20 protein-coding genes and 1 riboswitch are annotated in these 25427 nt (G+C 55.3%); of the genes, 10 read left to right on the top strand and 10 right to left on the bottom strand.

The window, feature by feature from the left end; genetic code table 11:
* Positions 1 to 7 precede the first annotated feature (7 nt).
* Both K0H63_RS06425 and K0H63_RS06420 read right to left on the bottom strand, forming a co-directional pair.
* Positions 8 to 1057, bottom strand: a complete 1050-nt coding sequence (locus K0H63_RS06425; RefSeq protein ID WP_220067223.1) for a 3-oxoacyl-ACP synthase III — start codon at positions 1055 to 1057, stop codon at positions 8 to 10.
* A gap of 303 nt (positions 1058 to 1360) precedes the next feature.
* Positions 1361 to 2743 carry a methyltransferase gene (locus tag K0H63_RS06420; protein ID WP_220067222.1) on the bottom strand — a complete coding sequence of 461 codons (1383 nt, stop codon included), beginning with the start codon at positions 2741 to 2743 and terminating at the stop codon, positions 1361 to 1363.
* Between the two features lie 194 nt (positions 2744 to 2937).
* Between K0H63_RS06420 and K0H63_RS06415 the strand changes: the two genes are divergently transcribed.
* The gene (locus K0H63_RS06415; protein ID WP_220067836.1) at positions 2938 to 3165 is read left to right on the top strand and encodes a DUF1289 domain-containing protein; all 228 of its coding nucleotides are present in this window, start codon (positions 2938 to 2940) and stop codon (positions 3163 to 3165) included.
* Between the two features lie 21 nt (positions 3166 to 3186).
* Here K0H63_RS06415 and bla read toward each other — a convergent pair whose 3' ends face one another.
* The 4 genes from bla to K0H63_RS06395 all read right to left on the bottom strand — a co-directional run bounded on the left by bla (position 3187) and on the right by K0H63_RS06395 (position 8106).
* Positions 3187 to 3927 (bottom strand): subclass B1 metallo-beta-lactamase, encoded by a 741-nt coding sequence (gene bla / locus K0H63_RS06410; protein WP_220067221.1) that lies wholly within the window; start codon positions 3925 to 3927, stop codon positions 3187 to 3189.
* A 92-nt stretch (positions 3928 to 4019) separates the two neighbouring features.
* Entirely contained in the window at positions 4020 to 5540 is a 1521-nt protein-coding gene (locus K0H63_RS06405) for a peptide MFS transporter (RefSeq protein WP_220067220.1), read from the bottom strand.
* Positions 5541 to 5703: 163 nt separating this feature from the next.
* Positions 5704 to 6060 (bottom strand): YajD family HNH nuclease, encoded by a 357-nt coding sequence (locus tag K0H63_RS06400; RefSeq protein ID WP_220067219.1) that lies wholly within the window; start codon positions 6058 to 6060, stop codon positions 5704 to 5706.
* 69 nt (positions 6061 to 6129) lie between these two features.
* Entirely contained in the window at positions 6130 to 8106 is a 1977-nt protein-coding gene (locus K0H63_RS06395) for a BCCT family transporter (RefSeq protein WP_220067218.1), read from the bottom strand.
* A gap of 354 nt (positions 8107 to 8460) precedes the next feature.
* Between K0H63_RS06395 and K0H63_RS06390 the strand changes: the two genes are divergently transcribed.
* Positions 8461 to 9828, top strand: coding sequence for a glutamine synthetase family protein (locus K0H63_RS06390; RefSeq protein ID WP_220067217.1), 1368 nt, complete (start codon positions 8461 to 8463; stop codon positions 9826 to 9828).
* Between the two features lie 61 nt (positions 9829 to 9889).
* Here the strand turns inward: K0H63_RS06390 and K0H63_RS06385 are convergent, their stop codons facing one another.
* The gene (locus tag K0H63_RS06385; protein ID WP_220067216.1) at positions 9890 to 10468 is read right to left on the bottom strand and encodes a thymidine kinase; all 579 of its coding nucleotides are present in this window, start codon (positions 10466 to 10468) and stop codon (positions 9890 to 9892) included.
* A gap of 153 nt (positions 10469 to 10621) precedes the next feature.
* Here K0H63_RS06385 and K0H63_RS06380 point away from each other — a divergent pair, with 153 nt between their 5' ends.
* A complete protein-coding gene (locus K0H63_RS06380) occupies positions 10622 to 12778 on the top strand; it encodes a M3 family metallopeptidase (RefSeq protein ID WP_220067215.1) in 2157 nt (718 codons plus the stop codon).
* Between the two features lie 140 nt (positions 12779 to 12918).
* Here the strand turns inward: K0H63_RS06380 and K0H63_RS06375 are convergent, their stop codons facing one another.
* The 3 genes from K0H63_RS06375 to K0H63_RS06365 form a co-directional block, all read right to left on the bottom strand.
* A complete protein-coding gene (locus K0H63_RS06375) occupies positions 12919 to 14481 on the bottom strand; it encodes a Na+/H+ antiporter NhaC family protein (RefSeq protein ID WP_220067214.1) in 1563 nt (520 codons plus the stop codon).
* A gap of 76 nt (positions 14482 to 14557) precedes the next feature.
* Positions 14558 to 14757, bottom strand: a riboswitch (Lysine riboswitch).
* An 87-nt stretch (positions 14758 to 14844) separates the two neighbouring features.
* Positions 14845 to 15768, bottom strand: a complete 924-nt coding sequence (locus K0H63_RS06370; protein ID WP_220067213.1) for an electron transfer flavoprotein subunit alpha/FixB family protein — start codon at positions 15766 to 15768, stop codon at positions 14845 to 14847.
* Position 15769: 1 nt separating this feature from the next.
* Positions 15770 to 16519, bottom strand: a complete 750-nt coding sequence (locus tag K0H63_RS06365; RefSeq protein ID WP_220067212.1) for an electron transfer flavoprotein subunit beta/FixA family protein — start codon at positions 16517 to 16519, stop codon at positions 15770 to 15772.
* A gap of 822 nt (positions 16520 to 17341) precedes the next feature.
* Here K0H63_RS06365 and K0H63_RS06360 point away from each other — a divergent pair.
* The 7 genes from K0H63_RS06360 to K0H63_RS06330 all read left to right on the top strand — a co-directional run bounded on the left by K0H63_RS06360 (position 17342) and on the right by K0H63_RS06330 (position 25332).
* Positions 17342 to 17734, top strand: a complete 393-nt coding sequence (locus tag K0H63_RS06360) for an H-NS histone family protein (RefSeq protein WP_220067211.1) — start codon at positions 17342 to 17344, stop codon at positions 17732 to 17734.
* 145 nt (positions 17735 to 17879) lie between these two features.
* Positions 17880 to 20936 (top strand): amidohydrolase family protein, encoded by a 3057-nt coding sequence (locus tag K0H63_RS06355; RefSeq protein WP_220067210.1) that lies wholly within the window; start codon positions 17880 to 17882, stop codon positions 20934 to 20936.
* Positions 20936 to 22195 (top strand): amidohydrolase family protein, encoded by a 1260-nt coding sequence (locus K0H63_RS06350; RefSeq protein WP_220067209.1) that lies wholly within the window; start codon positions 20936 to 20938, stop codon positions 22193 to 22195. Before K0H63_RS06355 ends, K0H63_RS06350 begins: the two co-directional genes overlap by 1 nt.
* Before the next feature lie 60 nt (positions 22196 to 22255).
* Positions 22256 to 22654, top strand: a complete 399-nt coding sequence (gene rcsF / locus K0H63_RS06345; RefSeq protein WP_434086750.1) for an Rcs stress response system protein RcsF — start codon at positions 22256 to 22258, stop codon at positions 22652 to 22654.
* A 3-nt stretch (positions 22655 to 22657) separates the two neighbouring features.
* Positions 22658 to 23395, top strand: coding sequence for a tRNA (N6-threonylcarbamoyladenosine(37)-N6)-methyltransferase TrmO (tsaA, locus tag K0H63_RS06340; RefSeq protein ID WP_220067208.1), 738 nt, complete (start codon positions 22658 to 22660; stop codon positions 23393 to 23395).
* A complete protein-coding gene (locus K0H63_RS06335; RefSeq protein WP_220067207.1) occupies positions 23385 to 23999 on the top strand; it encodes an acyltransferase in 615 nt (204 codons plus the stop codon). The genes tsaA and K0H63_RS06335 overlap by 11 nt, the downstream gene beginning before the upstream one ends.
* Positions 24000 to 24018: 19 nt before the next feature.
* Complete coding sequence (locus K0H63_RS06330) at positions 24019 to 25332, top strand: GGDEF domain-containing protein (protein WP_220067206.1); 1314 nt, start codon at positions 24019 to 24021, stop codon at positions 25330 to 25332.
* The last annotated feature ends 95 nt before the right edge of the window (positions 25333 to 25427 follow it).

Genomic DNA, 25427 nt, shown 5'->3' with positions numbered 1-25427 from the left:
TTATCCATTACCAGCGAAGCCCCAACATCATGCAGTTCAGCCCCGAACCAATACCGAGGAAGCTGACCTGATCCCCCGGGCGCAAAAAGCCCTGGTCGTGGGCAATGGCCGCCGATACCGGCAAGGACACTGTGCCCATATTGCCAAGCTCGGCAAAAGTGGGAAATTCTTTTTCTTCAGGAATTTGCAGTGCCGAGAGCACCTGCTTGCGGTTGGCCGCGCCCACCTGGTGACAAATCACCTTGTCCACCTGGCTTGCCAGCCACTCACGCTGACCGAGGAAGTGCTGCCAGGTTTGTTTGGCAAGCTCTACCCCTTCTTTCAGCAGCGCCACTGCGTCGGTGCGCATAAACTCACGGTACAGGCGATGACCTGTTTCCTGAAGCCCCCACTGACACAGCTCATGGTGTTCCGGAGCGGCCAATTGACTGGCACCCAGCAATTGATGATTGCGCGCCGTCGCCAAATTAAAGCTGCCATCGGTCAGCAATACCGCCACAGCGCCCGAGCCGCCAGTCAGGGTCGCCAGCGACTGGGCAAAATTCTGCATGGTGGGCTCTTCAAGCATCCGCTCTATGGTGGCATCCACTATGTCACGGGCCGATTCACAGGACACCACCAGCCCGGCGCGGATTTGGCCAAGCTCAATGCGGTTGGCGATATCCAGAATGCCTGACAGTACACCCAGGCAGGCATTGGAGATGTCATAGATGGCGCTGTCGCGGCCCACACCCAGTGCGGCCGCAATGCGGCAGGCGGTGGCGGGTTCGTGTTGGTCGCGGCATACCCCTGTGTACACAACGGCGCCCAAATCGGTCGCCTGCAGGCCTGTTTCATTCAGTGCCTTGTTGGCAGCGGCAATGGCGCCATCGGACAGTTTATGCCCGAGCGGCCACCAGCGGCGTTCACGAATACCGGTAAGGGCTGCCAATTGTCCCATGGGTATACGAAACTTCTGATACAGGGGAGCAAGACGTTGTTCAAGCTCTGAGCTTGACACCACAACAGGGGCCAATTCATAGGCCATGCTGTTGATAAAAACGCGGGAATATTTCATTCAGTTCTTGTTATCTAGGATGCAAAGCACGCCCGGCCGAATGCCGTTAAGGCCCGATAATAGAGGGCCATTATCCAGAGAAATGCCTCTGTCGCCAACCAAAATACTCAAGTTTAAGCCCTCGAAGTCGGCTCATCCGACCCCTTGAGCAAAGGTTTGAGCCTCAATCGGCCCGCTATTCAAACAGCCCTGGCTGAAACCAGCCTGAGAACGCCGCGGCTTTTCGCCCACTTTCAATCGGTGATAAAGGGTACGGCAAACGAAAAATGCCGCTGCCAATAAAGAGGGGTAAGTGACGCGGTTTCAATCACGACGGGCGTCAATCAGGGCATTACGGGGCGTCACCCCCGGAGGGCAGAACGCACTGAGGCTGACCCGGTAGCCCGACTCCAACAAAAATGCAGCCCTGTCGAGTAGCAGATACTGCTCAATCACAGGTCTGAACAGGTGCGCCACCAGATCCAATCGTCGGGTCAGGCGCTGGCGCTGGCATCCTTGCGCCAACCATTCATCACCACAAAAATCCGCAGGTAACGCCAGGCCTTTAAGCTCACAGGCCCAGCGACAAAAGGCATCAAAACTGCCGGAAAGCTGGCTTTGGCGCACCGAGGGCAAGGGTAAGTAACTGTCGTCCCGGCGCAGATGACGCTGCAGGCTGTCGAACCCCAGGCGCCACTGAACTTCCTTCAGCCGGTCCTGGTTTTCTTTGGCGCTGGCGACGACCGAGTGATTGAGGGGGAGCTGCAGGCCATGCTTGTCGAGCACCAGTCCGGTGGCTCTGGCGCTGTCGCTGAGCCCAGCGTACTGCTCCCCTTGAATAAGATGATAACAACAGGGTGACAGACTGATAGCCCGGGTTTGGGCCGCCGCGGCGCGCCTTAACAACACCAGATGCAGCTCACCGCAGGCGTGGAGCGCCAGCGCATGCTGCTCACCCTGTAGCAGCTCCGCCTCTTCGGAAAAGGCATCGGCACACACAAAGCGTTGGTTGACACCGCGCTTTTGCGCTTCTTTTTCCCCGTCAAGGCACAGCTGTTGCTGCCACTCAAGGCTTAGCACGGGCTTGTGGCTTACGGCGCCAACGAGTCTCCCAAGATGCCCCTTACCGGCGCACCACTCCAGCACGGGGTAAGGTGTGGGTGATTGCGAAAGCGCGGCTGCGAACCGGCTGATTTGCTCCCACTTGCGCCCCTTGATGCCTGCGGCAAAACGGCTGACTTGCCGCTCTGGCAGTAAGGCGGCAGAACGCTGCTCTGTGCCTTTAAGCTCGGTGAGTTGCCATGAAAACAACGCGCTGTTCCAGCTAAGACCCGCCTGGCTGAGGTCGGTTTCAAGCGCCTGTCTTAGGGTTTCGTATAATCTATCCTGACTCGCATCTAGCGCCTCGAGGGCCTCATCTTCCAGCGCCAATACAAAGGATGCCAGAGCCGGAAAAGACGCCTCCCACGGCAGGGTTTGGCAATTAAAAGTGCGTATGTCCCACAGTGAGCGGGCATCGATGAGTAAAGCGGCAAGCTCGCTCAGGGTGTGGCGAACCCTGGGCAACTGAAGCTCAAAGGCCGGATTCAGGGGTGCCGGAGATACACCGTTTTTTGCATCATGAAAGGAATGCGCAAAGGCTTCATGAGTATCTTTTGCAGGCTCACTGACATGGGTATTGTTCGGCGCTCTTTCTTCTGGGGACATGGATAACTCATCCGGGGCCACACCATAGCCGTGACCCAATTAAACAGGGCATCATTATAACCTCAGGCCCGGGTCCTTGACAGTGTGGGCCTCGGCAACGCCCTTTGCTGCCCTGGCTTCTGTGGGAATCCTGTCTTTGCGGTGGTAGACTCTGGCCTCCCACAACACCCGCTGCCAGTTTGGAGACCCCTATGATACAGTCGCCCTGCGTTGCCCGCTGCGGCTTGAATGATGATGACTACTGTATGGGCTGCCTGCGCCATATCGATGAAATCGTCGGTTGGTCTCAATCAAGTGATGAGCGCAAACTGGAGATCCTCGCCAGTCTGCCCGCCCGTAAAAAAGCCCTCGAAGGTGAAAATAATCAGCCACTCAGCAGGGCCAAGTGGCTGGAGTCAGAAGCACGGCTGGGACTCGATTAATCCGGGTAACATTAACCCACTTTATTGCGCCTTGAGCGCCGCCTCGGCCTGTACCCTGGTGTGCTCAAGCAAGCGTTTATCCCCCAGCGCGCCATGGCCCGGCACCACAGTGATGACATCAGGGAATTTCGCCATCACCCGCGACATGGAATCAGGCCAGGCCTGCAGCGACCCATCGCCATAAAATCCCATCGACCGCGTTGACGCCTCCCGCACCAGACAGCCGCCAAAGAGCAGCTTTTCGTGAGGCAGGTACACCACCAGATTATCCATCGCATGGCCAGCGCCCGGGTAAAACACCTGGGCCTTGTTGCCAAAGTACTGTATCTCGTCGCCACTGAAAGTTTGGGTCGCCAAGGTCTTTTGATGTTGCCTGAGAATGGCCTGGGTCGCCTCAGAGCTCAGGGTGGTGATACCGGCCTTCTCAAATACCCCAAAGCTGCCGGCCCTGTCTTCGTGCCAGTGGGTCGCGAGCACGGCTTTTACGGTTAAGCCTTTAGCCTTTGCCCATTGGAGCAAAGCCTCAGCATCGGCATCCGTCCAGGGCGTATCCACCACAAAGGCCTCTTTGCCCTCCACGAGTACCAGGCCATTGGCGGAGACCTTGCCAAAGCCTTCCACCTCTTTCTCACTCTGGTGCAGGAAAAGCTGCTCTGACAGGGGCGTGATTTCCAGTGCCTGGGCATTGGCAATGGCAATGGCAATGGCAATGGCAATGACCCCTATCATCAACGCAGCACACCCGCGTATCGCAATTCTCATGGACACTCCTTTATCAGAAAAACAGCGCCGCACGAGGCGGCGCTATTCAAACATCATTGGGTTAACAAGCGGTGTCGGCTCAAAACGTCTTATCAGGCGTCGACATGCTCACTGCCATTATGGCTATGGTGCGTCTGGGTTAAGCGTCGCATCAGCGGCAATACTGCCAGTGCAATCAGGGTGCAACCCAGGGCCGCAAATCCCAGCTTATTAAACAGGCTGGTGTAGATGGTAAGGGTTTCCAGCGGGTCAGTAATCCCTTGGGGCACGCTGGCAAAGTTGGCCACCACACCGCCCAGATACTGGCTGATGCCGGTTGCCACAAAGTAGGCACCCATCATAAAGCCGCCCATGCGCTCGGGCACATAGCGGGCAATCATGGCAAGGCCTAACCCACTCACCAACAGCTCGCCCAGAGAATAGGCGCCGTAGCCCCAAATCATCACCCAGCTGGAGGTCTTGCCTTTTACAGCGAACTCACCGGCCACACTATAGATAAAGAAACCCGCGGCCACCACGGCAAACCCGAGGGCAAACTTGGCCGCAATGGACAGGTCTTTGTTGTTTTTGCCGCCCCAGGCATACGCCCAGGCAAGGATGGGGCTTAACACCATGATCCAGATGGGATTAAGCGCCTGAAACTGTGCCGGAGACCAGGTCCACAAATGCTGCCCCATCACCACAAAGTCCCAGTCGACGTTTCGCAGCGCAAAGAGTGCCAGTGAGGTGGACATCTGCTGGTAAAAGATAAAAAAGAACACGGATTGCAGCGTCAGTACCAGCGCCGCCAAGAGCCCTGCCCGCTCGCTCTCTTCACTGGTGCGGATAAGGTGGATAAAGATGCCCAGCACAACAAGGCCCGCGCCGTACACAAATACCCGGGCGATATCTTCAAATTCGAGGATAACCGCCGACACAACCACCGCCAGCAATGATGCTCCCAGTACTGCCGCAAGCTTGCTTTTGTCCACCGGCAGCAAGTCTGGCTCAGAGCCGTAATCATCCAGGGTGTGGCGCATCATCATGTAGTTGCCGATACCCACAATCAGACCCACAAAACACACGGCAAAGGCGGCGTGCCAACCAAAGCCGTCGCCATAGTTGGCGTTGACGTAGTCTTTAATCCAGGGGGTGAGCAGCATGGAGAAGGTCGAACCTACGTTGACCGCCATGTAATAGATGGTGAAGGCACTGTCTATTTTGGAGTCATCGCCATCGTAAATTTTACGTACCAGGTTACCGGCATTGGGTTTGAACAGGCCGTTACCCACCACGATAACCCCGAGGGCAGAGAACAAAAACCAGGTATTATCCGTCGGCACGGCCATCAGGGCGTAACCCAGGGTGAGAATACCCGCACCCAGCAGCATGGTGCGCTTGGTGCCGAGCACCTTGTCCCCTACCCAACCACCGATGGCCGGCGCCACATAAATGAGTGCGGCGCAGGCGCTCCACACCAGATTGGCGCGCTCATCGGCAAAGCCAAGGCGCTGCACCATAAAGTAAACAATCAGTGCCTGCATACCGTAGAAGCCAAAACGCTCCCACAGTTCAATCAGCGACACCGTCATAAAGGAACGGGTCTTGGAGACCTGTATTTTCCCTGTTGTCATAGCCAAATTCCCATCTTGATTATTGTTGTGATCCAGCCCGAGTATAGGGGGAGCATGGCGGCAAACCAATCAGAATTTGTTCACTTGCACGGCAAACAAAGGTGACAAATGGCACACATAAAAAAAGCGCCAACCAGGCGCATTTTTATGGTGAAGAATTTTGTTACTTCTTATTCGTCATCAGGGATTTAAGATCGGCGAAGGGATTGTACGTTGCCGCCTCTTGTTTGGCCTCCTGAGTGCTGCCATAGCGAATAAGCTCTTCAAAGCGAGAGTGCTCATTATCGTGGCAGTAAAGGCACAGGAGTTCCCAGTTGGAACCGTCGGACGGGTTGTTGTCGTGGTTGTGATCCCTGTGATGCACTGTCAGTTCCGACAGGTTTTTATGGGTAAATTCACGCGCACAGCGGCCACACACCCAGGGATACAGCTTCAGCGCCTTTTCGCGATAGCCACCTTCACGTTTTTCACGGTATTCGCGCTCTGCGGCCAATACCTTATCGAGTTTACTTTGGGTCATAAAAGTCGGATTACAGCTTCTGATTGGCGCAGCATAACGCGCCAATCAGCCCGGTGCAATCGGTGTGCTTCAGCTATCCGGATTAACCGCTTCACTCACTGACAAATGCAGGTAATGCAGATACTTTTCATATTGAGTCACCGCATCGGCCTGCAACTGTTCAACCGTGTAGCCGAGCACGTCGTAGTGTTGGCCACCGTGCTCCAAAAACACTTCCACCCGGTAGAAATCTTCGTCCGTCTCTTCAACGCCATGGACCGGCACTTTGGAGTACTGCCTAAGCCGCAGACCATAAACAAAGTCGGGATGATTGTCGCTGACAATCAGCAACCTGACCCTGTCGTCCTGCTGAACCACCCGGGCGTCTATTCCTTCGTTCACAAAAGCCGAAGCCACTTGCTTGAGTGCCTGGCGCGCCGGGCCACGGATAAAGGCACGGGCATCCTTCGCCGATGGCTGATTAACAAGCACCTTTAGCCGCTCCCGCCACTCAACATTGGCACTGGCATATTGCACGCTGGTGTGGTGCAACTGCACACTGGAGAGCTTAAGCCAGTCATCCTGAAGTGCCTTGAAGAGCCCAAGGCAAATCAGCAGCATCACCAACAAAAACGGCATGGCACTGGCAATAGCTGCCGTTTGCAGCGCCTGCAATCCACCGGCCAGCAAGAGCACAGAAGCCACCACCCCCTGCATCAGCGCCCAAAACACTCGCTGCCACACAGGCGCCGACATATCGCCGCCGGAAGTAAGGTTATCAATCACCAGACTGCCGGAGTCGGAAGATGTCACAAAGAAGGTCACCACCAGACACAGGGCCACCGCCGAGAGCAAGGATGTGAGCGGCAGTTGCTGGAAGAACACAAACAGCGCCACAGATACATCACTGGAAACCGCCTCGGCCAACACGCTGTTACCCTGATGCAAAATCTGATCTATGGCCGAATTGCCAAATACCGTCATCCACAAGAAGGTAAAGCCGCTGGGCACAAAGAGCACCCCCAGCAGAAACTCACGAATAGTACGGCCACGGGATACCCGGGCGATAAAAGTGCCCACAAAGGGCGACCAGGAAATCCACCACCCCCAGTACAGCAGGGTCCAGCCACCCAGCCAGTCGTTTTTCTGCTGATAGGCGTATAGGTTAAATGTTTTCCCAACAATATCAGAGAAGTAGGCACCGGTGTTTTGTACAAAGGCCTGCAGCAGCGCCACAGTTGGCCCCACCAGGAGCACCACCAGCATCAGCAGCACCGCCAAGAAGAGATTCAGCTCGCTGAGCCGCTTAACCCCCTTATCGAGTCCGGAAAACACAGACACAGTGGCTATCAGGGTAATGACCACAATGAGGCCCACCTGCAGGGGCGCACTCACCGGGATTTGGTCGCCAAAGAGAAAATTAAGCCCGGCGTTTACCTGCAGCACCCCAAACCCCAGGGACGTAGCGACACCAAACATGGTGCCAAGTACCGCAAAAGCATCCACCGCATGGCCGATAGGGCCGTGAATACGTTCGCCAATCAAGGGATAAAGCGCGCTTCTTGGCAGCAGCGGCAATTTATGTCGATAGGCGAAGTACGCCAGACTCAGGGCCACCACAGCATAGATGGCCCAGGCATGGATACCCCAGTGGAAGAAGGTGATTTTCATCGCCTGCCTGGCGGCCTCGATAGACTCGGGCGCTGCATCCGGGGGGGCAATCAGGTGCATGACAGGCTCTGCCACCCCAAAAAACATCAGCCCTATGCCCATGCCCGCCGAAAACAGCATGGCAATCCAGCTCTTGTAGCTGTAGTCGGGCTCGGCATGATCAGGGCCAAGCTTGATATCACCGAAACGGCTGACCATCACGAAAACGATAAAAACCAGAAAGACGGCCACCGCGAGCACGTAAAGCCAGCCAGCTTTGACTTCAAGCCAGTGCTGCACTGCGCCAAACCATTGTTGCGCCTGTTCAGGCCAGATGGCACCAAGGGCCACCAACAGAGTGATAAGAAAGAGAGAGCCGAAAAAAACCGGCGGATTAATACTGTATTTGAGTGCCATTGTAGCTCCCTTGGCTAAGACAGAACGTCGTCCCTGGTAACACTGATAGAAACAGCTGAAATGTCGGGCCAGGTCCTGCACAAATTGCTGGAGAGGCGACGCAGGATACCACAAAAGCCCCTGAAAAGGCGGCCATAACCCGCTTTTAACGCCAACACAGGATATGAGTCACGCTCTTCCCGCCATCTAAAAAGGTAGTGCGTCAGCGATATTTTCGCTTGCTGCCCCCCATTGACTTTCCCTGACAAGGCAAGAAATACTGTCAAATAAATAAAACAACATGTTCAATATCAATCCAAGCTCGCCGGAGTTCTGTGGTATCCCCAAGCTGCGATTGCTCAATCCGAGGCCGCTATGCTCTTTGCCAATCCACAGGAAGCGATAGACTTTCTTGATAAACATCCCCAGGTTCAGCACGTCGAAGTGTTTATCATTGACCCCAACGGTATTCCCCGGGGCAAGCTCCTGCACCGTCAGGAAGTGCTGTCTATGTATCGTCACGGCCGTCCTCTGCCCAGCACTATTCTGGGACTGACGGTTCAGGGTGACGATGTGGAAGATACCGGGCTCGTGTGGGAAGTGGGTGACGCCGACTGTCTGGCATTTCCCATTGAAGGTGGTTTGCTGATGCAGCCATGGCGCAACCAGCCCACCGCTCAGGTGCATCTGGCTATGCATCCCGACGCCGGATTGCCGGCAGCGGTGGCCGATCCCCGCCTGGTGCTGTCCAGGGTAATGGCATCCCTGCAAGCGGATGGTTTTTATCCTGTAATGGCGGCGGAGTTGGAGTTTTTCCTGCTTGATCAGCGCTTTGATGCCAATGGCAAACCCCAGCCAGCAATGCAAAGCGATGGTCACAGACCAACCCAAACTCAGGTGTATGGCATTTTGGAGTTGGAGCGACTGCAACCCTTCCTGGATGACCTTTACCACGCCTGTGAGGTGCAGGGCATTCCTGCCCGCACCGCCATTTCAGAGTACGCTCCCGGTCAGGTGGAAATCACCCTTGAGCACAGATTCGATGCGCTGCAGGCCATGGATGAAGCGGTGCGCTACAAGAGATTGGTCAAGGGTGTGGCTGCGAAGCACGGCATGCAGGCCTGTTTTATGGCCAAACCCTTTGGCGAGCTGGCGGGCAGCGGCATGCACATGCACGTCAGCCTGGCCGATGCCGATGGCGATAACCTGTTTGCCAGCGACAACCCCGAAGGCACACCGGAGTTGACCCAATCCATTGCCGGTATGATGGCCACCCTGGAGGATGCACAGCTGCTGTTTTGCCCCAATGCCAATTCGTTCCGGCGTTTTCAGAGCGCAAGCTACGCCCCCATCGCCAAGACCTGGGGCGTGAACAATCGCACCGTGTCTTTCCGGGTCCCCGGCGGCCCGGCGGCAAGTCGCCATGTGGAGCACAGGATCTGCGGCGCAGACGCCAACCCTTATCTGGCGGCAGCGGCAATTTTGGCGGCATGCCACCATGGTATTCGCCATAGGTTATCCCCCGGCGAGGCCATTGTCGGAAATGGTTATCAGGGCGAGCACCAGACCCTGCCCACCGACTGGTTGTCGGCGCTGACCAATTTCGAGCGTTCCGGGTGGATGAAGTCTGTATTGGGTGGGGATTTTCACCGCATTTACGGAAAAATTAAACGCGCTGAGTATCAGCAGTTTATGGCAGAGGTTGGCCAGCAGGACTGGCAGTGGTACTTAACCCACGCCTAAGCTTTGGGTTATCGTCAGCCAATAAAAAAGCGCCCTCGGGCGCTTTTTTATTGGGGCTGTGTCAGTCCCACACCAGCTCGCTGAAGTGCTTGCGGCACATGGACTCGTAACTCTCGTTACCACCAATGGCCACCTGAGCACCATCGCGCACTGGATTCCCGGCACCATCGCGGCGCACCACCATATTGGCCTTGCGGCCACAAAAACAAATGGTTTTCAGCTCCACCAGCTTATCGGCCCAGGCCAGCAGATACTGACTGCCAATAAAAAGCTCGCCGCGAAAATCGCTGCGAAGGCCATAACAGAGCACGGGAATATCGAGTTTATCCACCACATCGGTAAGCTGACGCACCTGGGTTTTAGATAAAAACTGGCTCTCGTCCACCAGTACGCAGTGCAGCTGCTGCTGGCTGTGGTGGGTGGCAATCAAATCCATCAGGTTATCTTCACTGCCAAACGCAGTGGCATCGGCCTGAATACCAATACGCGAAGCCACCTTGCCCACGCCATATCTGTCGTCGATGGCAGCGGTCAGCACCAGGGTGTTCATGCCCCGCTCGCGGTAGTTATAGGAAGACTGAAGCAGCGAGGTGGATTTGCCGGCATTCATTGCCGAGTAATAAAAATAGAGCTGAGCCAACGCGAAGATCCCCTGAAAAAAATGCCGGGCTATCTTAGCGCAGCCCCAGCCCCAGTGCCAGTTCCGGCAACAATTCAGACTTATTTAAGGCCGCCTCGTTAGCCTAGCCAGTCATCAAAAAACCACAATCACAACAACAAGCAGGAAGAAACCATGCATAAAAGCCTTATCGCCCTTGCCGTAGGCGGCGCGCTCTTGTTGGGCGGCTGCGCCCTTGGTCCATCCCAAAGCGCCGTTAACAGTGGCGATGTAGCCACCGCTGTAGCAGGTATCAGTGCCGACAACCCCTTCTTCGCGCCAAGCACACTGCAATATCAGGCGCCCGATTTTACCGCCATAAAGGACAGCCACTTTGAGCCAGCACTGCTCCAGGGCATTGCCGAGCACAAGGCCGAGATCCTGGCCATTGCCAACAATCCTGAGCCTGCCAGCTTTGAAAACACCCTGGTGGCCATGGAAAAAAGCGGCGCCCTGCTGACCCGCACCTCCAAGGTGTTCTATAACCTGGCGGGCACCGACTCCAACCCCAGCCTGCAAGCACTCCAGGCCAAGATGGCACCACTGATGTCGGCTCACTCTGACGACATCAACCTGAACCCGACTCTGTTTGCCCGCATCGAGAGTCTGTACAACCAGCGCAATGACCTTGGACTGACCAAAGAAGAAGTGCGCCTGATTGAGGTGTACCATCAGCGCTTTGTGATGGCCGGCGCCAAGCTTACCGAAGCGCAGAAGACCCAAATCCGTGCCCTGAACGAAGAGCACTCCAAGCTGACCGATGAATTCCAGCAGCGCCTGCGTCGTCTGACCAAGGAAATTGCCGTAGTGGTTGACAGCGAAGCCGAGCTGGCCGGTCTGTCCGACAGTGCTATTCGTATGGCCGCCGCCGATGCCAAGGCCGCAGGCCATGACGGCAAGTTCCTGCTGTCTATCACCAACACCACCCGCCAGCCGGTGCTGGCACAGCTTGAAAACCGCGAGCTGCGTAAGCGGGTATTCGAAGCCTCTGCCAACCGTGGCCTTGAAGGCGAGAACGAAACAGCCTCTCTGGTTGCACGTCTGGCACAGCTTCGCGCCGAGCGCGCAGCCCTGCTGGGCTTTGACAACTGGGCCAGCTACCGTCTGGCGCCGCAAATGGCCGGCAGCCCTGAGGCCGTATATGAGCTCTTTGGCACCATGGTGCCAAAAGTCGTGGCCAACACCCGCAAAGAAGCTGCCGACATTCAGGCAATGATTGATAAAACCGGTGGCAATTTCGAGCTCAAGCCATGGGACTGGGCCTTCTACGCCGAAAAAGTGCGTCAGGAAAAATACGCCCTGGATGAAGAGAGCCTCAAGCCTTACTTCGAATTCAACCGTGTACTGGAAGATGGCGTGTTCTACACCATCAAAGAACTGTACGGCCTGACCATGAAGCCGCGCCCCGATCTGCCGGTGTACCACCCGGACGTGAAGGCCTATGAAATGTTTGATGAAGACGGCACCAGCCTCGCCATCTTCTACGCCGACTATTTTGCCCGCGACGGCAAGCGTGGCGGCGCCTGGAAGAGCTCCTTCGTGGACCAATCCGGCCTGCTGGGTAACAAGCCTGTGGTTGTGAACGTGATGAACATCAAGAAGGCACCGGACGGCGAGCCGACCTTTGTCAGCTACGATGAAGTGACCACTATGTTCCACGAAATGGGCCACGGCACCCACGGCATGCTGTCCAGGGTGAAATACCCAACACTGGCGGGCACCAAGGTTTCCCGCGACTTCGTTGAGTTCCCATCCACCTTCGAAGAAGACTGGGCTGCCCATCCCAAGGTGCTGGCCAACTACGCCCGTCACTACCAGACCGGTGAACCACTGCCCAAGCCATTGCTGGACAAGCTTCTGAAATCCCGCAGCTTCAACCAGGGCTTTGACACCCTGGAGTACATGGCCGCTGCCCTGGTGGATTTGGAATGGCACTCACTGAAAGCCGGTGACAGCCTCAAAGACGTTGCCAGCTTCGAAGCAGCAGCGCTCAAGAAGCACGGCGTGGACATTGAAGCCGTGCCGCCACGTTACCGCTCTACCTACTTCGCCCACGCCTTCCCGGGCGGCTACAGCGCCAGCTACTACGCCTATATGTGGTCTGAAATTCTGGCAGCCGACGCCTACGCCTACGTGCAAACCCAGGGCGGCCTGAACCGCGAGATAGGTATGAAGTACCGCAAGGCCATCCGTGAAGTGGGCAACAGCGTGCCGCCGATGGAAGCCTACATCAATTTCCGCGGTCAGGAACCGACCACCGACGGTCTGCTGGAGCGCCGCGGCCTGAAGTAAGCCGCAGCCTGAAATAAGCAACCTGAAATAAGCAGCGGCCTGATTTGGGCCGCGCTTTGGTAAGCGAAAGCTCAGCCACAAAAAAGCCGCTCAACTGAGCGGCTTTTTTATTGTTAAACGTCTTGCCAAATCACTGATACTCAGCCCTTACCGGCCTTGATTCTAAGACCTATCACTGCCAGCACAAAGAGGACTGAAGTCGTGCCAAATCCGGCCCACACCGACTCGGTAAAGCCCATCACCGTGTAACCCACCAAACTGATGACAGCCACAATCAGCGCGTAGGGCAGCTGAGTCACCACATGGTCGATATGATGGCAGCTGGCGCCGGTGGACGACAAAATCGTGGTATCCGAAATGGGCGAGCAGTGGTCACCAAATACAGCGCCAGCCAACACGGCGGCAAGCATTGGCAACATCATGGCGGTGTGGCTGCCCATGGCCATGTCGGCGGCAATCGGCAGCATAATGCCGAAGGTACCCCAGCTGGTACCGGTGGCAAAGGCGGTAAGCCCCGCGAGGATGAACATCGCCGCTGGCAGCAGCGCAAAAGGAATATTGCCGCTGGCAAGACTTGCCATAAACTTACCGGTTTCCAGCTCGCCGATAATGCCAGCAATGGTCCAGGCAAACAGCAGGATATAGATGGCAGGCACCATGGATCGGGCGCCCTGGGTGAGCGCTGTGATAATCAGCTTGCTCTCAACCTTTTGCATCATGGCCTGCACCAGCGTTACTCCCAGGCCCACCAGCGCACCGAAGAACAGCGAACCGCCCACATCGGTTTTCTCAAAAGCGCCAATCAGCGAAAACGGCAGCTTTTCGTCAGCGAGAGCCGAAGCGCCGCTTTGGATCATAAAAAACAGGGTGGCAAATACCAGGGTGCCGATGGGCACAAAGAGCCCCGCGATACGGCCGCTGTCAGCCTCCGGCAGATCGGCACTGGCGCCCGGTGGCGTGCCCTTGGATTCATCGTACAAATTACCGCGCATGGCGTTTTGCTCATGAGTCTTCATCGGGCCCACATCCAGCCCCATAAAGGCCACACACAGCAGCAGCAAGAGCGCGAAGATGGCGTAGAAGTTCATCGGGATCATCTGGATAAACACCGACAGATGGCCCGCATCAGCCATGCCGTGACTGGCGAGGATGCCGCCAATCAGCGCAATGATGTAGGCGCCCCAGCTGGAAACCGGTGAAATCACGCACACAGGCGCGGCGGTGGAGTCCAGCAGATAGGCGAGCTTGGCGCGGGAAATATAGTAACGGTCGGTCAGGGGACGGGAAATGGAGCCCACCACCAGACTGTTGAAGTAGTCGTCGATAAAGACCACGCAGCCCAAAAACATGGTCAGCAACTTGGCATCGCGCTTATTGCGGATGCGTTGTCTGGCCCAGTCGGCAAAGGCTCGGGCAGCACCGGATACGGTAATGAGGGCGGTGATCATCCCCAAAAGCAGCAAAAAGCCGAGAATATAGAGGTTCCAGCTATTGAGCGCGCCATCGCTCCACACCAGATTGGTAACCCGGTGGGCCAGAAATTCGCCACTGGCAAGGGGGGCAAAATCATTCAGCAGCAGCGCGCCGACCAGAATACCCAACCCAAGGGACAAGAGTACTTTGCGGGTCAGTACCGCCAGTACAATAGCCACAACCGGCGGCAGCAAGGAGAGCGCCGAGTCGGCATAACTTATCAATGTCATTGAAATATCTTCGCTTTAAACGAATGGAGGGCGACTGAACTGGTGGGAAACGGCAAAGATACCCAAAAACACCTGTCCTATCAGTAGCGCTCCATAGTAATTACTACCTCTGTCATCCCGACAGAAAATACTATGGCAGTGCCGTTTCTTTCGATAACGGCCCCAGCGGAAGGCGGTGATACACACATCCACTTCGGCGCCAATGCCCTTTCACAGCCCGTCAACGGCATCACCCTGTTGACTGTTACTGATGCTTGGCGCACCTCTACTCAGGACGCCTGTGTGCAGGCGTGCGGCACATAAAAACACAAGCGGCCCGGGGGAAGCTACCCCCAGGCCGCATATCGTGACCAAAATCACAAATTAAAGCAAGTCTATCAGCTTGGGCACGGCCTCAAACAGGTCTGCTTCCAGGGCATAATCCGCCACCTGGAAGATAGGCGCTTCGGGATCTTTGTTGATGGCGACAATCACCTTGGAGTCTTTCATACCCGCAAGATGCTGGATGGCACCTGAGATACCCACGGCAATGTACAGCTGAGGCGCCACAATCTTACCGGTTTGACCCACCTGCAGATCGTTGGGCACAAAACCTGCGTCAACCGCGGCGCGGGATGCACCCACGGCGGCGCCGAGTTTGTCGGCCAGTTTTTCCAGCAGGGCAAAGTTTTCACCGCTGCCCATGCCGCGGCCACCGGAAACGATAATACCGGCGTTACCCAGCTCAGGGCGCTCAGAAACAGTCAGCTCCTGGGATACAAAGGCACTCTTGGCAGTGAATACCTTGTCGATGGCTTCGATAGCAGCGCTGCCACCATTGCCGGCGGCATCGAAGGCACTTGGGCGAACCGTCATCACCTTCTTGTCATCGAGGCTCTCTACGGTTGCCATGGCGTTACCGGCATAGACAGGACGCACGAAGGTATTGGCATCAACCACGTTTACCACTTCAGACAACTGAGCCACATCGAGCAGTGCCGCAACCCGTGGCAGCGCATCTTTACCCGTGGAGCTGGCGGCAGCCAGAATATGGCTGTAGTTGCCAGCCAAATCCAGCATCAGTGCGGCCAGGTTTTCACCCAGATGCGCAGCATAGGCAGCATTGTCGGCAACCAGCACTTTGGCAACACCGTCGATGGCGGCAGCAGCGTCAGCAACAGCGCCACAGCTGTGACCGGCAACCAGCAGGTGAACCTCACCACCGATGGCCTTGGCGGCACTCACAACCTTGGCGGTATCCAGTTTCAGGCTGGCGTTATCATGTTCTGCAAGGACGAGAATGCTCATATCAGATCACCTTTGCTTCATTTTTCAGTTTTTCCACCAGCTCTTCGACAGAAGACACCTTGATACCAGCCTGACGGGTTGCAGGCGCAGCCACACTCAGCAGTTTTTGATGCTGTTTCAGGGTCACACCCAGATCGGCAGGGCTCACGGTATCCAGCGGTTTACGCTTGGCTTTCATGATATCGGGCAGTTTGGCGTAACGAGGCTCATTGAGGCGCAGGTCCGAGGTCACGATGGCTGGCATAGGCAGTTTGAGGGTTTGCAGGCCGCCGTCCACTTCGCGGGTCACCAGCAGCTCACCGCCTTCTACCACCACTTTGGAAGCAAATGTTGCCTGAGGGGCATCCATCAGCGCGGCCAACATCTGACCGGTTTGGTTGTTATCACCGTCGATGGACTGTTTACCCAGCAGCACCAGTTGTGCCTGCTCTTTGTCCTGTACGGCTTTTAAAATCTTGGCAATGGAAATGGCAGGCAGGTTGTCGTCGGTTTCGACATGAATGCCACGGTCAGCACCCAGGGCCATGGCAGTACGCATTTGCTCCTGTACTGCCTTGCTGCCCACGCTCACCACCACGATTTCGCTGGCATGACCCGCTTCTTTGAGGCGAACTGCTTCTTCAACGGCAATTTCACAAAAGGGGTTAATCGCCATCTTGAGGTTAGCCGTGTCCACGTCTGTGTTATCGGCCTTCACCCTCACTTTCACGTTGGCATCCACCACGCGCTTTACAGGCACCAGTATCTTCATAGGGTTTCCTTCCTGCACCTTCTTTGTTGGGGACGTAATGCTCGCCACTGTATGGGTGAGCATCACACAATAGCGCAACTTTAAGTGCTGTTAACGTAAACGTCAACCTGTCTCAAACGAGCGTTTGCGAGTTTGATTGGTTTATCACTGGCCAGATTTATGAACACACTCTATGTCGGCCTGCTCTTTGCGTGGCCGCGTTTGAAGGTAACGGTTGATGACAACAAGATATGACGGCCTGATGATGGAAGGCGGCGGTTTATCGGGCGTAATTCACTTGGGGCTTCACTTTTTACTTCTCTGTGTACTTAGCTCTACTTAACTCTGTACCTCACGGCTACCTCACAATGAGGCGCTGCAGCAAATGGTCCGGCCTCTTAAAAGGGACCACACGCGCACAAGCGAGGCAATATCGCTGGGTTGGGGAATTGAATTTTACAGCGGGGGTGTGCTCCCTCCCCCTGAAAACGGATATAAAGAAGCAATTCGCTCACAATTACTCGTGCGTTCTCGTGCATTCTCGTACGTGGTTCCCATACGACTTTAGGGATAGCGTACCTTATCTCATCCGGTAAACCCGTCGCCTTTATTATTGGCTGTATTGGCTGGACCAAGATGCCAGATACATTTGCAACGGACAGTTTTCACGCTTTACCACTGCTGCAAAATGGCAAAGAACACATTTCCCAGGATAAAAATAATCCTTTTGACAAACATCACTTAATAATTTCAGTTTTTTAATTGCAGATTGAATTATTTATTTCTATTATTTCATTCGATGTGAAAATTAACTTGTTATTTAAATTGGGAAGCGAGTTTACCATGAGCGAATTCCTCGAAATTTTGACCCACGGTCGTCGTCTGAAAGCAGCTGTTAAAGATTTGTCTTTGGATGAGCTGCGTGATCTTGGCGCCAAACTCGAAAAAATCATTGCTGAGCGCGAAGCCGAAGCCGAAGAAGATTTGAAAGCCAACGCCGAGCGTATTGCCAAAATTGAAGAAATCCGCAAGCAAATGGCCGAAATCGGTCTGTCTGTTGAAGATTTGGGTGTGACTGCTGCAAAACCTGCCGCGAAGAAACGTGCTCCCCGTCCACCAAAATATAAGATTGTGGTTGACGGTGAAGAAATCACGTGGACCGGTCAGGGCCGCATGCCAACGGTATTCAAGAACGCCGTTGAAGGCGGTGCATCCATGGATGACTTCCTTATCTAAGCTGTCATCCAAATTAAAGGCCGAACTCCATCGGCCTTTTTTATTACCTTAAGAAAACCTTTTTACATTTCTTCGCTGCCATTCTGCCGCGAATTCCGCTAACCTTTCAGCTACTTTTGCCTAAAATAACTGCGACGCTTTCATAATGATAAATAACAATAATTTGGCAGTGCTGCTGATAGGTTTGACGCTTGTCGCCACCGACAGTCACGCAAAAACATTACTCACCTCGGACCCTACTCCCCTCATTGCACTGCAAGGCGCCAAATTACATCTGGCTCCAGGGCAAATCCTGGAACAAGGCACACTGCTGATTGAAGGCAACCGTATTAAAGCAGTGCTGACAGGAAACGACATTCCTGCTGGTGCACGGGTAGTAGAAATGGCTGGCCTGGATATCTATCCTGGGTTTATCGATCCCTTTACCCAATATGGCATTAGTTTTGATTATCCCACTGAAACCAAAAGTACGCCGGTATATGAAATAAAACGCATCGGGGGTAATGCCGCCAACGGTGCGGTGCACGCAGAGAAACAATGGTCGCAGTATTTCGCCCCTGATAACGAGGCGGCATCAAGCTGGATAAATAGTGGTTTTACCAGTGTGCAATCGGCGAAATTGGACGGAATTTTCCGCGGTCAGGGTGTCCATGTTTCGCTTGCCGATAAAATTGCCAACGATTTGGTGTATCGCGCCCAGGGAAATCATTATCTCTCTTTCGATAAAGGCAGCTCAGCTCAGGACTACCCAAGCTCACTGATGGGCGCCATGGCCCTTATCCGCCAGACCTTTATGGATGCGGCCTGGTATAATGAAAATCGCAGTAAACTCTCAGCAGCGGCATCAGCGGGCCAGCTCGAATTTAACGCAGCCCTGCAGGGACTGGGCAACACTCAAGCACAATATTTTATTTTTGATACGCCCGATCTGAATAATCAGCAGCGCGCATCGGCGCTGATGCATGAATTCAAATTAACAGGTGCGTTATTGGGAAATGGCCGGGAATATGCCCGGATTGATGAAATAAAAGCAAAAGGTTATCCGCTTATATTGCCGCTGAATTTTCCAGCTGCACCGGATGTCAGCCAGCCCGGTCGGGAATATCAGTTAAAACTCGCAGATTTACGCCATTGGGAAAGAGCCGCCGGCAATGGCCAGGCTCTGGAGCAAGCCGGTATTGGTTTTGCGCTCACCCTTCATGGTATCGAAGACAAAAAGGATTTCTGGCCAAGATTACAAAAAGCAATCAAAGCGGGGCTGAGTGAACAAACCGCACTGGCGGCACTCACCACCCAGGCAGCCAGTATTGCCGGCATAGCCGATACTGCAGGCAAACTGAGCCCGGGCTTTGTGGCAGATCTCGCCATTTATCAGGGCAATCCCTTCAGCGACGGCAAGCTGGTGAGCGTGTTTTTGCAGGGGCAGGAAAAAGTCATTGTCCCGCGGGAGCAACTTGCAGTGACCGGCGACTACACGGTCACCATTAACGGCCAGACAGTGCCAGTTGAGGTGTCTTATGACCAAGGGCTGAAACTCAAGGTTGCGGATAAATCGGCGCTATTAACAGGCACAGGCTCGGCGTTCACTACCCGCATCGAACTGCCGGGACTCGATGGCAAGCCCAGACTGACTCTCGATTTTCACGCGCTTAAAGCAGTTGCCTACGCCAACGACGGCAGCCAAACGCCTCTGATGCTGGTCAAGATAGATAACAACAGTGACACCGACTCAGAGCCTGCTGTATCCGAGGCCAGAGCAAGCAGCTATGTGGGGAAACTCACCTTCCCCAACGTTGCCTTTGGCCGCGAGTCTTTGCCAGAGCAAGACAAGGTGCATATTCAGGGGGCAACAGTCTGGACCTCTGAGTCCCAGGGGATGCTCGAAAACGCCGACATCATCATCAGCAAAGGCAAAATTCTCTCCATCGGCACTGACTTGATGACGCCACCCGGCTACCAGCGCATCGATGGCACCGGCAAGCATGTGACTGCCGGTATCGTAGATGAACACTCACACATTGCCCTCAATGGCGGCACCAACGAAGGCACAGATGCGGTCACCTCAGAAGTCCGTATCGGAGATGTATTGGATCCGGAGGACGTGTCGCTGTATCGCTCCCTCGCTGGGGGCGTAACCACGGCGCAGCTCCTCCACGGCAGCGCCAATCCCATCGGCGGTCAGAGCCAGTTGATTAAACTGCGCTGGGGCGAAAACGCCGAGGATCTCAAGTACCAGGGGGCCCCGGCCAGTATCAAGTTTGCCCTGGGTGAAAACGTTAAACAGAGCAACTGGGGGGATGAATTCACCATACGTTTCCCCCAAAGTCGCATGGGTGTTGAGTCTGTAATGGCCGATGCCTTCGATGCGGCCCGTGAATATCAGCGTGACATCAAGGCCTTTAATGCCCTGGATAAACGCAGCCGGGCAGAACGTATCAGCCCCCGCCCCAACCTCAGACTCGAGGCTGTGGCAGAGGTGCTGGATAAAGGGCGAGACGTCCATATTCACTCCTATGTGCAATCAGAGATCCTGATGTTCCTTCGTCTCGCCGAAACCTACGGTTTCAAGGTGAAGGCCTTTACCCATGTGCTCGAAGGGTACAAGGTGGCCAAAGAACTCGCCGCCCATGGCGCAGGCGCATCCACCTTCTCCGATTGGTGGGCTTATAAGTTTGAGGTGTACGACGCCATAGTGCAGAACGCCTGTCTGATGCATCAGGCAGGGGTACTGACCAGCCTCAATTCCGACAGCTTTGAAATGCAGCGCCGTCTCAATCAGGAAGCGGCCAAGTCGATGATGTACTGCGACATGTCTGCAGAAGATGCCTGGAAGATGATCACCATCAACCCCGCCAAGCAGCTGGGTATCGATAAGGAAACCGGGTCGCTCAAGGAAGGCAAGGTGGCCGACCTGGTGCTCTGGGATGCCAATCCCCTGTCAGTCTATGCCCGCACCGAAGCCGTGTGGATTGATGGCAAACGCTTCTATGACAGGGAAACCGACAAACAAATGCAGGCAGCCCAGGCAAGCGAGCGCCAGGCATTGGTGGCAAAAATCCTGTCACTGGATGAATCTGAAAAAACCGGTGAAAAGTCAGAACAAAAACAAGAGCCTTTATGGCATTGCGATAGCCACTACATCGCCTTTGGTACCCGCGCCACTCATCTGGGTAACCAACATCAGCATCAAGGAGCACACTAATGAGAATCCTGACCCTATCCCTGCTCCTGACAAGCGTTTGCGCCCTGGCCCACGATATGGTGCCGGGCACGGCGCAGCAGCAAGCCATCCTGATTACCCATGCCACAGTGCATACCGCATCCAATGGGGTGCTTGAGAACACCAACGTCTTGGTTGAGAACGGCCGTATCACGGCCATGGGCGAGCAAATTGAGGCTGCCGATGCCAGAGTGATAGATGCCACTGGCAAGCACCTCTACCCCGGGCTGATTGCCCTGGATACCCAGGTGGGTATGGTAGAAATTGAGATGGTGCGCCCCACAGTGGACACCCAGGACGTAGGCCTTAACAATGCCGAGCTCAAGGCCTCGGCGGTGTTTAACCCTGACTCAGAGATTATCCCGACCCTGCGCAAAAACGGCATTACACACGCACAAATCGTGCCCCGTGGTGAGCTCCTTGCCGGGCAAAGCGCTCTGGTGAATCTTGACAGCTGGACAGTGGAAGATGCCCTAATCGACTCGCCCAGGGCGCTGCACCTCTACTGGCCCGAGCTTGGCAATCTGCCGGTAAAAGATGAGGAGCGCAGCAAGGCACTCACTGCCCACGGCGAGGCCCTGGCGAAAATCGATACCCTCTTTAGCGAGGCCAGTGCCTTTGTCGCCCGTAAAGCCGCAGAGCCCAGCCTTACCCACAGACGCTTTGAAGCCATGGCACCGCTCTTTCGTGGCGACGCGACCTTGTTCCTCCATGCCAATACCGCTGGCGCCATCGGCGAAGCCCTCGCCTTTATTGCAAAGTATCGACTCAAAGCCGTGTTGGTGGGTGGTTATGAAGCCTGGCACCTTGGCGATGCCATTAAGGCAGCGGGCATTGCCGTGGTATACCCTTCGGTATTCAGCCTGCCCAAATACCGGGACGACAATATCGACGAAGCCTTCAGCATTCCGGCCCGCCTGGCTGATGCCGGTATCGATTTTGCCATTGGCTACAGCGGCGATTGGGATGCACGCAACCTGCCCTATGCCGCAGGCTACGCCGCAGCCCATGGTTTAGGGAAAGAAGCGGCGCTCAAAGCGGTCACCCTCAATGCCGCCCGTATCCTGGGTGTCTCTGATATGGGTGCCATCGAAGTGGGCTACAGAGCCAACCTGGTGCTGTCGGCCGGTGATATTCTCGACCCCCTGAGCAGCCGTATTGAGCGGGTATTTATCGATGGCCGTGAGATAACCCTGAAAACCCGCGCCGATCAGCTTTATCAAAAGTATCTGAAGCGATAGAATTTTGGCATTCAAGGCGGGGCAGGAATGTCTCCGCCCCGCTCCCGAAAGGACCCCATCATGACCCCACACCCGTTGAAAGCCGCCGCAGCCATCGCGGTCGCCCTGGTAATGTCTGCCTGCGCTTCTGATTACCAGTTCTCCAGCAACCTGGACCCCAAAGCGTTCAATGAATATTTCAAGGCCGGTGAAGTGACGCTCTTTGAAGGTGAAAACCAACCCTCAGGACGTTATGAAATTCTGGGTCTGGTGGATGGTGAAGCCTGTCAGGCCACGCCTCAGGACATGCCCGCGACCCTGGCGGATGCCCGCACAGACGCCAGACGAAAAGCCGCCGATAAGGGCGCCAACGGTCTTATCATCAAAAACTGCACCCTCATCACCGAAGCAGGTGGTGGCTGCGAAACCCGCAGTCTGTGTGTGGGACAGGCCATTCGTCAGGCAGCGCCTGCCAACTAAGCCATGAAAGCCTTTGAAAATACCATTCAGGCCGTGGCAGTGTGCCATACCCCGTACCGGCAAAAATTCGGTATCCCACGGCAACCCGGGCTGGTAAATGCCCACGGGTTTGTGGAGCTGTTGCCCCCCTTTAACGACCCAGACACAGTGCGCGGGCTTGAGCAATACTCCCACCTGTGGCTGCTGTTTTGCTTTCACGAAAATCTGGCCCAGGGCTGGAAAAATACCGTGCGGCCACCGCGCCTTGGCGGCAATGAAAAGCTGGGTGTCTTTGCCACCCGCTCCACCTTTCGTCCCAATGGCATAGGCCAATCTGTGGTGCGTCTGCATGGCATAGTCAAACGCAAAGGGAAATTGTGCCTTGAAATCAGTGGGATGGATTTGCTTGATGGCACACCCATCATAGATATCAAGCCCTATATTCCCTTCTCGGATGCCATTGTGGATGCCCGTGGCGGCATGGCGCAGGACGCCCCGGTACTGATTGAAGTAAGCTACAGCGAGCTTGCCATCATACAAATCGCTACCCTCGGCCAAGGCGATGCCCGCCCGGATTTGGCGGCATTGATTGACGGGGTACTGGCACAGGACCCGCGCCCGGCTTACAAAAAGGCCAAAGACGATCCCAAGTTGTATCAGGTCGCCCTGTACGATCTGGACATCTTCTGGTGTATTCAGGACGGTAAGGCCCATGTGCTTGAGCTCAAACCCACCAAGGTTGGCCAATCCCATGACGGCTGATGATTTTCGAGAGCAACACAAAAAGCGGCTCTCCTGGATGCCCTGGCTGTATTTTTCACTGAAAGACAAACACAAAGCCTGGGCCCTGCCCTGGCAGACGGATATTCAGACAAGGCTGATGCAACTGGAAACCGTGCACATCGGCAGCCAGTGTTTTGTGGCCCCGGAGGCCGAGCTCTTCGCCGAGCCCGGCCGTGATATCCGCATCGGGAACCAATGTATGATTGCCGCGGGCGTGTTTATTCACGGTCCGGTTGAGATGGGTGATGAAGTGGCCATCAACCACGGCAGCTCGTTGGATGGTGGCCGTGTGGGCATCAAAATTGGCAGCAGAACCCGTATCGCCAATAACGTGACCATCTATGCCTTTAATCACGGCATGACCCCCGATGAGCCCATCTACACTCAAAAGGTCAGCTCCAAAGGCATTGTGATAGGCGAAGATGTGTGGATTGGCGCCCAGGCAGGCATTGTGGACGGCGTGACCATAGGCAATCATGCCGTCGTGGGTATGGGTGCTATAGTGACAAGAGACGTTGCGCCTTACAGCATAGTCGCAGGCAATCCCGCCAGGCCAATTGGCGACAGGCGCGACAAAAAGTGAACTAATCAAGGATGACGCAGTGAACAAGGATGAACAGCTTGCCCAAATCCCCTCCTCAAAACCTTTGCCCGCCATGCGCAGACGCTTGTGGCAGAGTTTTATGTGTATTGCCCTGCTTGGCATCCTCACAGGGATAGTTGCCCTCGGCGCCATCCATCAACAGGCAAGCGAATTTACCCAAAGCCAGCTCGGGTTAGCCCATTCACGTTATCTGGTACGCGATGCCTTAATGCAGCAGTTGGGGCTTGAAAATCTTGGCCGTGACTGGCACACCCTGCCGCCTTCTTCCCGGTCGCAATTACTCGGCGAAATGCGCGCCCGTCAGCAGGGACTGGTCGGCGCCCTCGCCAACACCCCCGGTACGGAGCGAGACATGGCCATCCGGGTATTGCAGGGGCTTACCAGCCTGCAACCCGAGGGGCAAAACACCCCCGTTATCGGCGGCCTTGCAGAGCTCAGCCGGGATTTAGCCATCAGAGTCAGCTCCCTGGATGTCGGTAAGGCACAACAAGTGCTGACGGACATAGAGCAGCGGCGCTGGCAGTTAACCATGACTGTGATGTTTTTATCACTTCTGTGTATCCTGCTCACCCAGTTTTTGGCCTGGCATCTGCTGGGCAGGCACTTTATCCGCCCGCTGATAGAGCTTGGCAGGCAGATAGACAACCTCTCGGCACATCGCAAAAACAATACTGCCCAGGTTGAGCCCGCCAATCAGGAAGTTAAAGATATCTCTGAAAACCTGCGTCACATCCATCGCCAGTTACAACACCAGCAACAGAACCCCAATGTAGACCAGCGCACAGGCCTCGCGTCTCGCAGTGCACTGAATCATCATTTGCAGCAGGAATGGTTGCGGGGCTTAAGACGCAACGAATCTGTGTCCATGTTGCTGCTGAGTGCCGATCCCGTGATGCTGCAAAACGGCCACGAACTGGCCGAGCTGCCGCCCAACAGTCTGACACAACTGGTAAGTATCGCGGTCGAACACACAGCAAGGGCGCAGGATTATCTGGCTCACTACGAAGGCCATAAACTCGCCATAGTGCTGTCCTGCACCGACCTTGAGCAGGCCATTAAACTTGCCCACCAGCTTTGTTATCGCGTTCATCAGACCCACATCCCTACCCCCATGCTGGCCACCCATCCCTGGGTGACTGTGTCAGTGGGCGTCGCCTCGCGCATCCCACGCTCCACCCATGGCTGGGATATATTGCTGCAGGAAGCGGAGGAAGCACTGCTGCAGGCAAGGGCTCAGGGGGGAAATCAGGCCCTGGTTGCGCCCTGTCTTTTACCCGACAGCAGTTGGCTGGCCACTGAGGCAATTTATTGAGGTAATACCGGCGTCAAACTCGCGTCTGGTCAGGGTTTTTGCTGCATGCTGAGCGTGACAACACAGATGCAGGTGATACAATGCAGGCCATTCTT

This window comes from Shewanella zhangzhouensis, assembly GCF_019457615.1.
Lineage (GTDB): Bacteria > Pseudomonadota > Gammaproteobacteria > Enterobacterales > Shewanellaceae > Shewanella > Shewanella zhangzhouensis.
The sequence above is the reverse complement of the archived record's forward strand: the minus strand, read 5'-3'. Positions and strand labels throughout refer to the sequence as shown.

What these genes read in the sequence shown, in the direction of transcription:
- K0H63_RS06375 (WP_220067214.1), bottom strand. Translation starts at nt 14,481, where the DNA reads ATGACATTGATAAGTTATGCCGACTCGGCGCTCTCCTTGCTGCCGCCG.
- K0H63_RS06360 (WP_220067211.1), top strand. Translation starts at nt 17,342, where the DNA reads ATGAGCGAATTCCTCGAAATTTTGACCCACGGTCGTCGTCTGAAAGCA.
- K0H63_RS06420 (WP_220067222.1), bottom strand. Translation starts at nt 2,743, where the DNA reads ATGTCCCCAGAAGAAAGAGCGCCGAACAATACCCATGTCAGTGAGCCT.
- K0H63_RS06390 (WP_220067217.1), top strand. Translation starts at nt 8,461, where the DNA reads ATGCTCTTTGCCAATCCACAGGAAGCGATAGACTTTCTTGATAAACAT.
- K0H63_RS06335 (WP_220067207.1), top strand. Translation starts at nt 23,385, where the DNA reads ATGACGGCTGATGATTTTCGAGAGCAACACAAAAAGCGGCTCTCCTGG.
- K0H63_RS06370 (WP_220067213.1), bottom strand. Translation starts at nt 15,768, where the DNA reads ATGAGCATTCTCGTCCTTGCAGAACATGATAACGCCAGCCTGAAACTG.
- K0H63_RS06365 (WP_220067212.1), bottom strand. Translation starts at nt 16,519, where the DNA reads ATGAAGATACTGGTGCCTGTAAAGCGCGTGGTGGATGCCAACGTGAAA.
- K0H63_RS06350 (WP_220067209.1), top strand. Translation starts at nt 20,936, where the DNA reads ATGAGAATCCTGACCCTATCCCTGCTCCTGACAAGCGTTTGCGCCCTG.
- K0H63_RS06405 (WP_220067220.1), bottom strand. Translation starts at nt 5,540, where the DNA reads ATGACAACAGGGAAAATACAGGTCTCCAAGACCCGTTCCTTTATGACG.
- K0H63_RS06425 (WP_220067223.1), bottom strand. Translation starts at nt 1,057, where the DNA reads ATGAAATATTCCCGCGTTTTTATCAACAGCATGGCCTATGAATTGGCC.
- bla (WP_220067221.1), bottom strand. Translation starts at nt 3,927, where the DNA reads ATGAGAATTGCGATACGCGGGTGTGCTGCGTTGATGATAGGGGTCATT.
- K0H63_RS06400 (WP_220067219.1), bottom strand. Translation starts at nt 6,060, where the DNA reads ATGACCCAAAGTAAACTCGATAAGGTATTGGCCGCAGAGCGCGAATAC.
- tsaA (WP_220067208.1), top strand. Translation starts at nt 22,658, where the DNA reads ATGAAAGCCTTTGAAAATACCATTCAGGCCGTGGCAGTGTGCCATACC.
- rcsF (WP_434086750.1), top strand. Translation starts at nt 22,256, where the DNA reads ATGACCCCACACCCGTTGAAAGCCGCCGCAGCCATCGCGGTCGCCCTG.
- K0H63_RS06380 (WP_220067215.1), top strand. Translation starts at nt 10,622, where the DNA reads ATGCATAAAAGCCTTATCGCCCTTGCCGTAGGCGGCGCGCTCTTGTTG.
- K0H63_RS06355 (WP_220067210.1), top strand. Translation starts at nt 17,880, where the DNA reads ATGATAAATAACAATAATTTGGCAGTGCTGCTGATAGGTTTGACGCTT.
- K0H63_RS06395 (WP_220067218.1), bottom strand. Translation starts at nt 8,106, where the DNA reads ATGGCACTCAAATACAGTATTAATCCGCCGGTTTTTTTCGGCTCTCTC.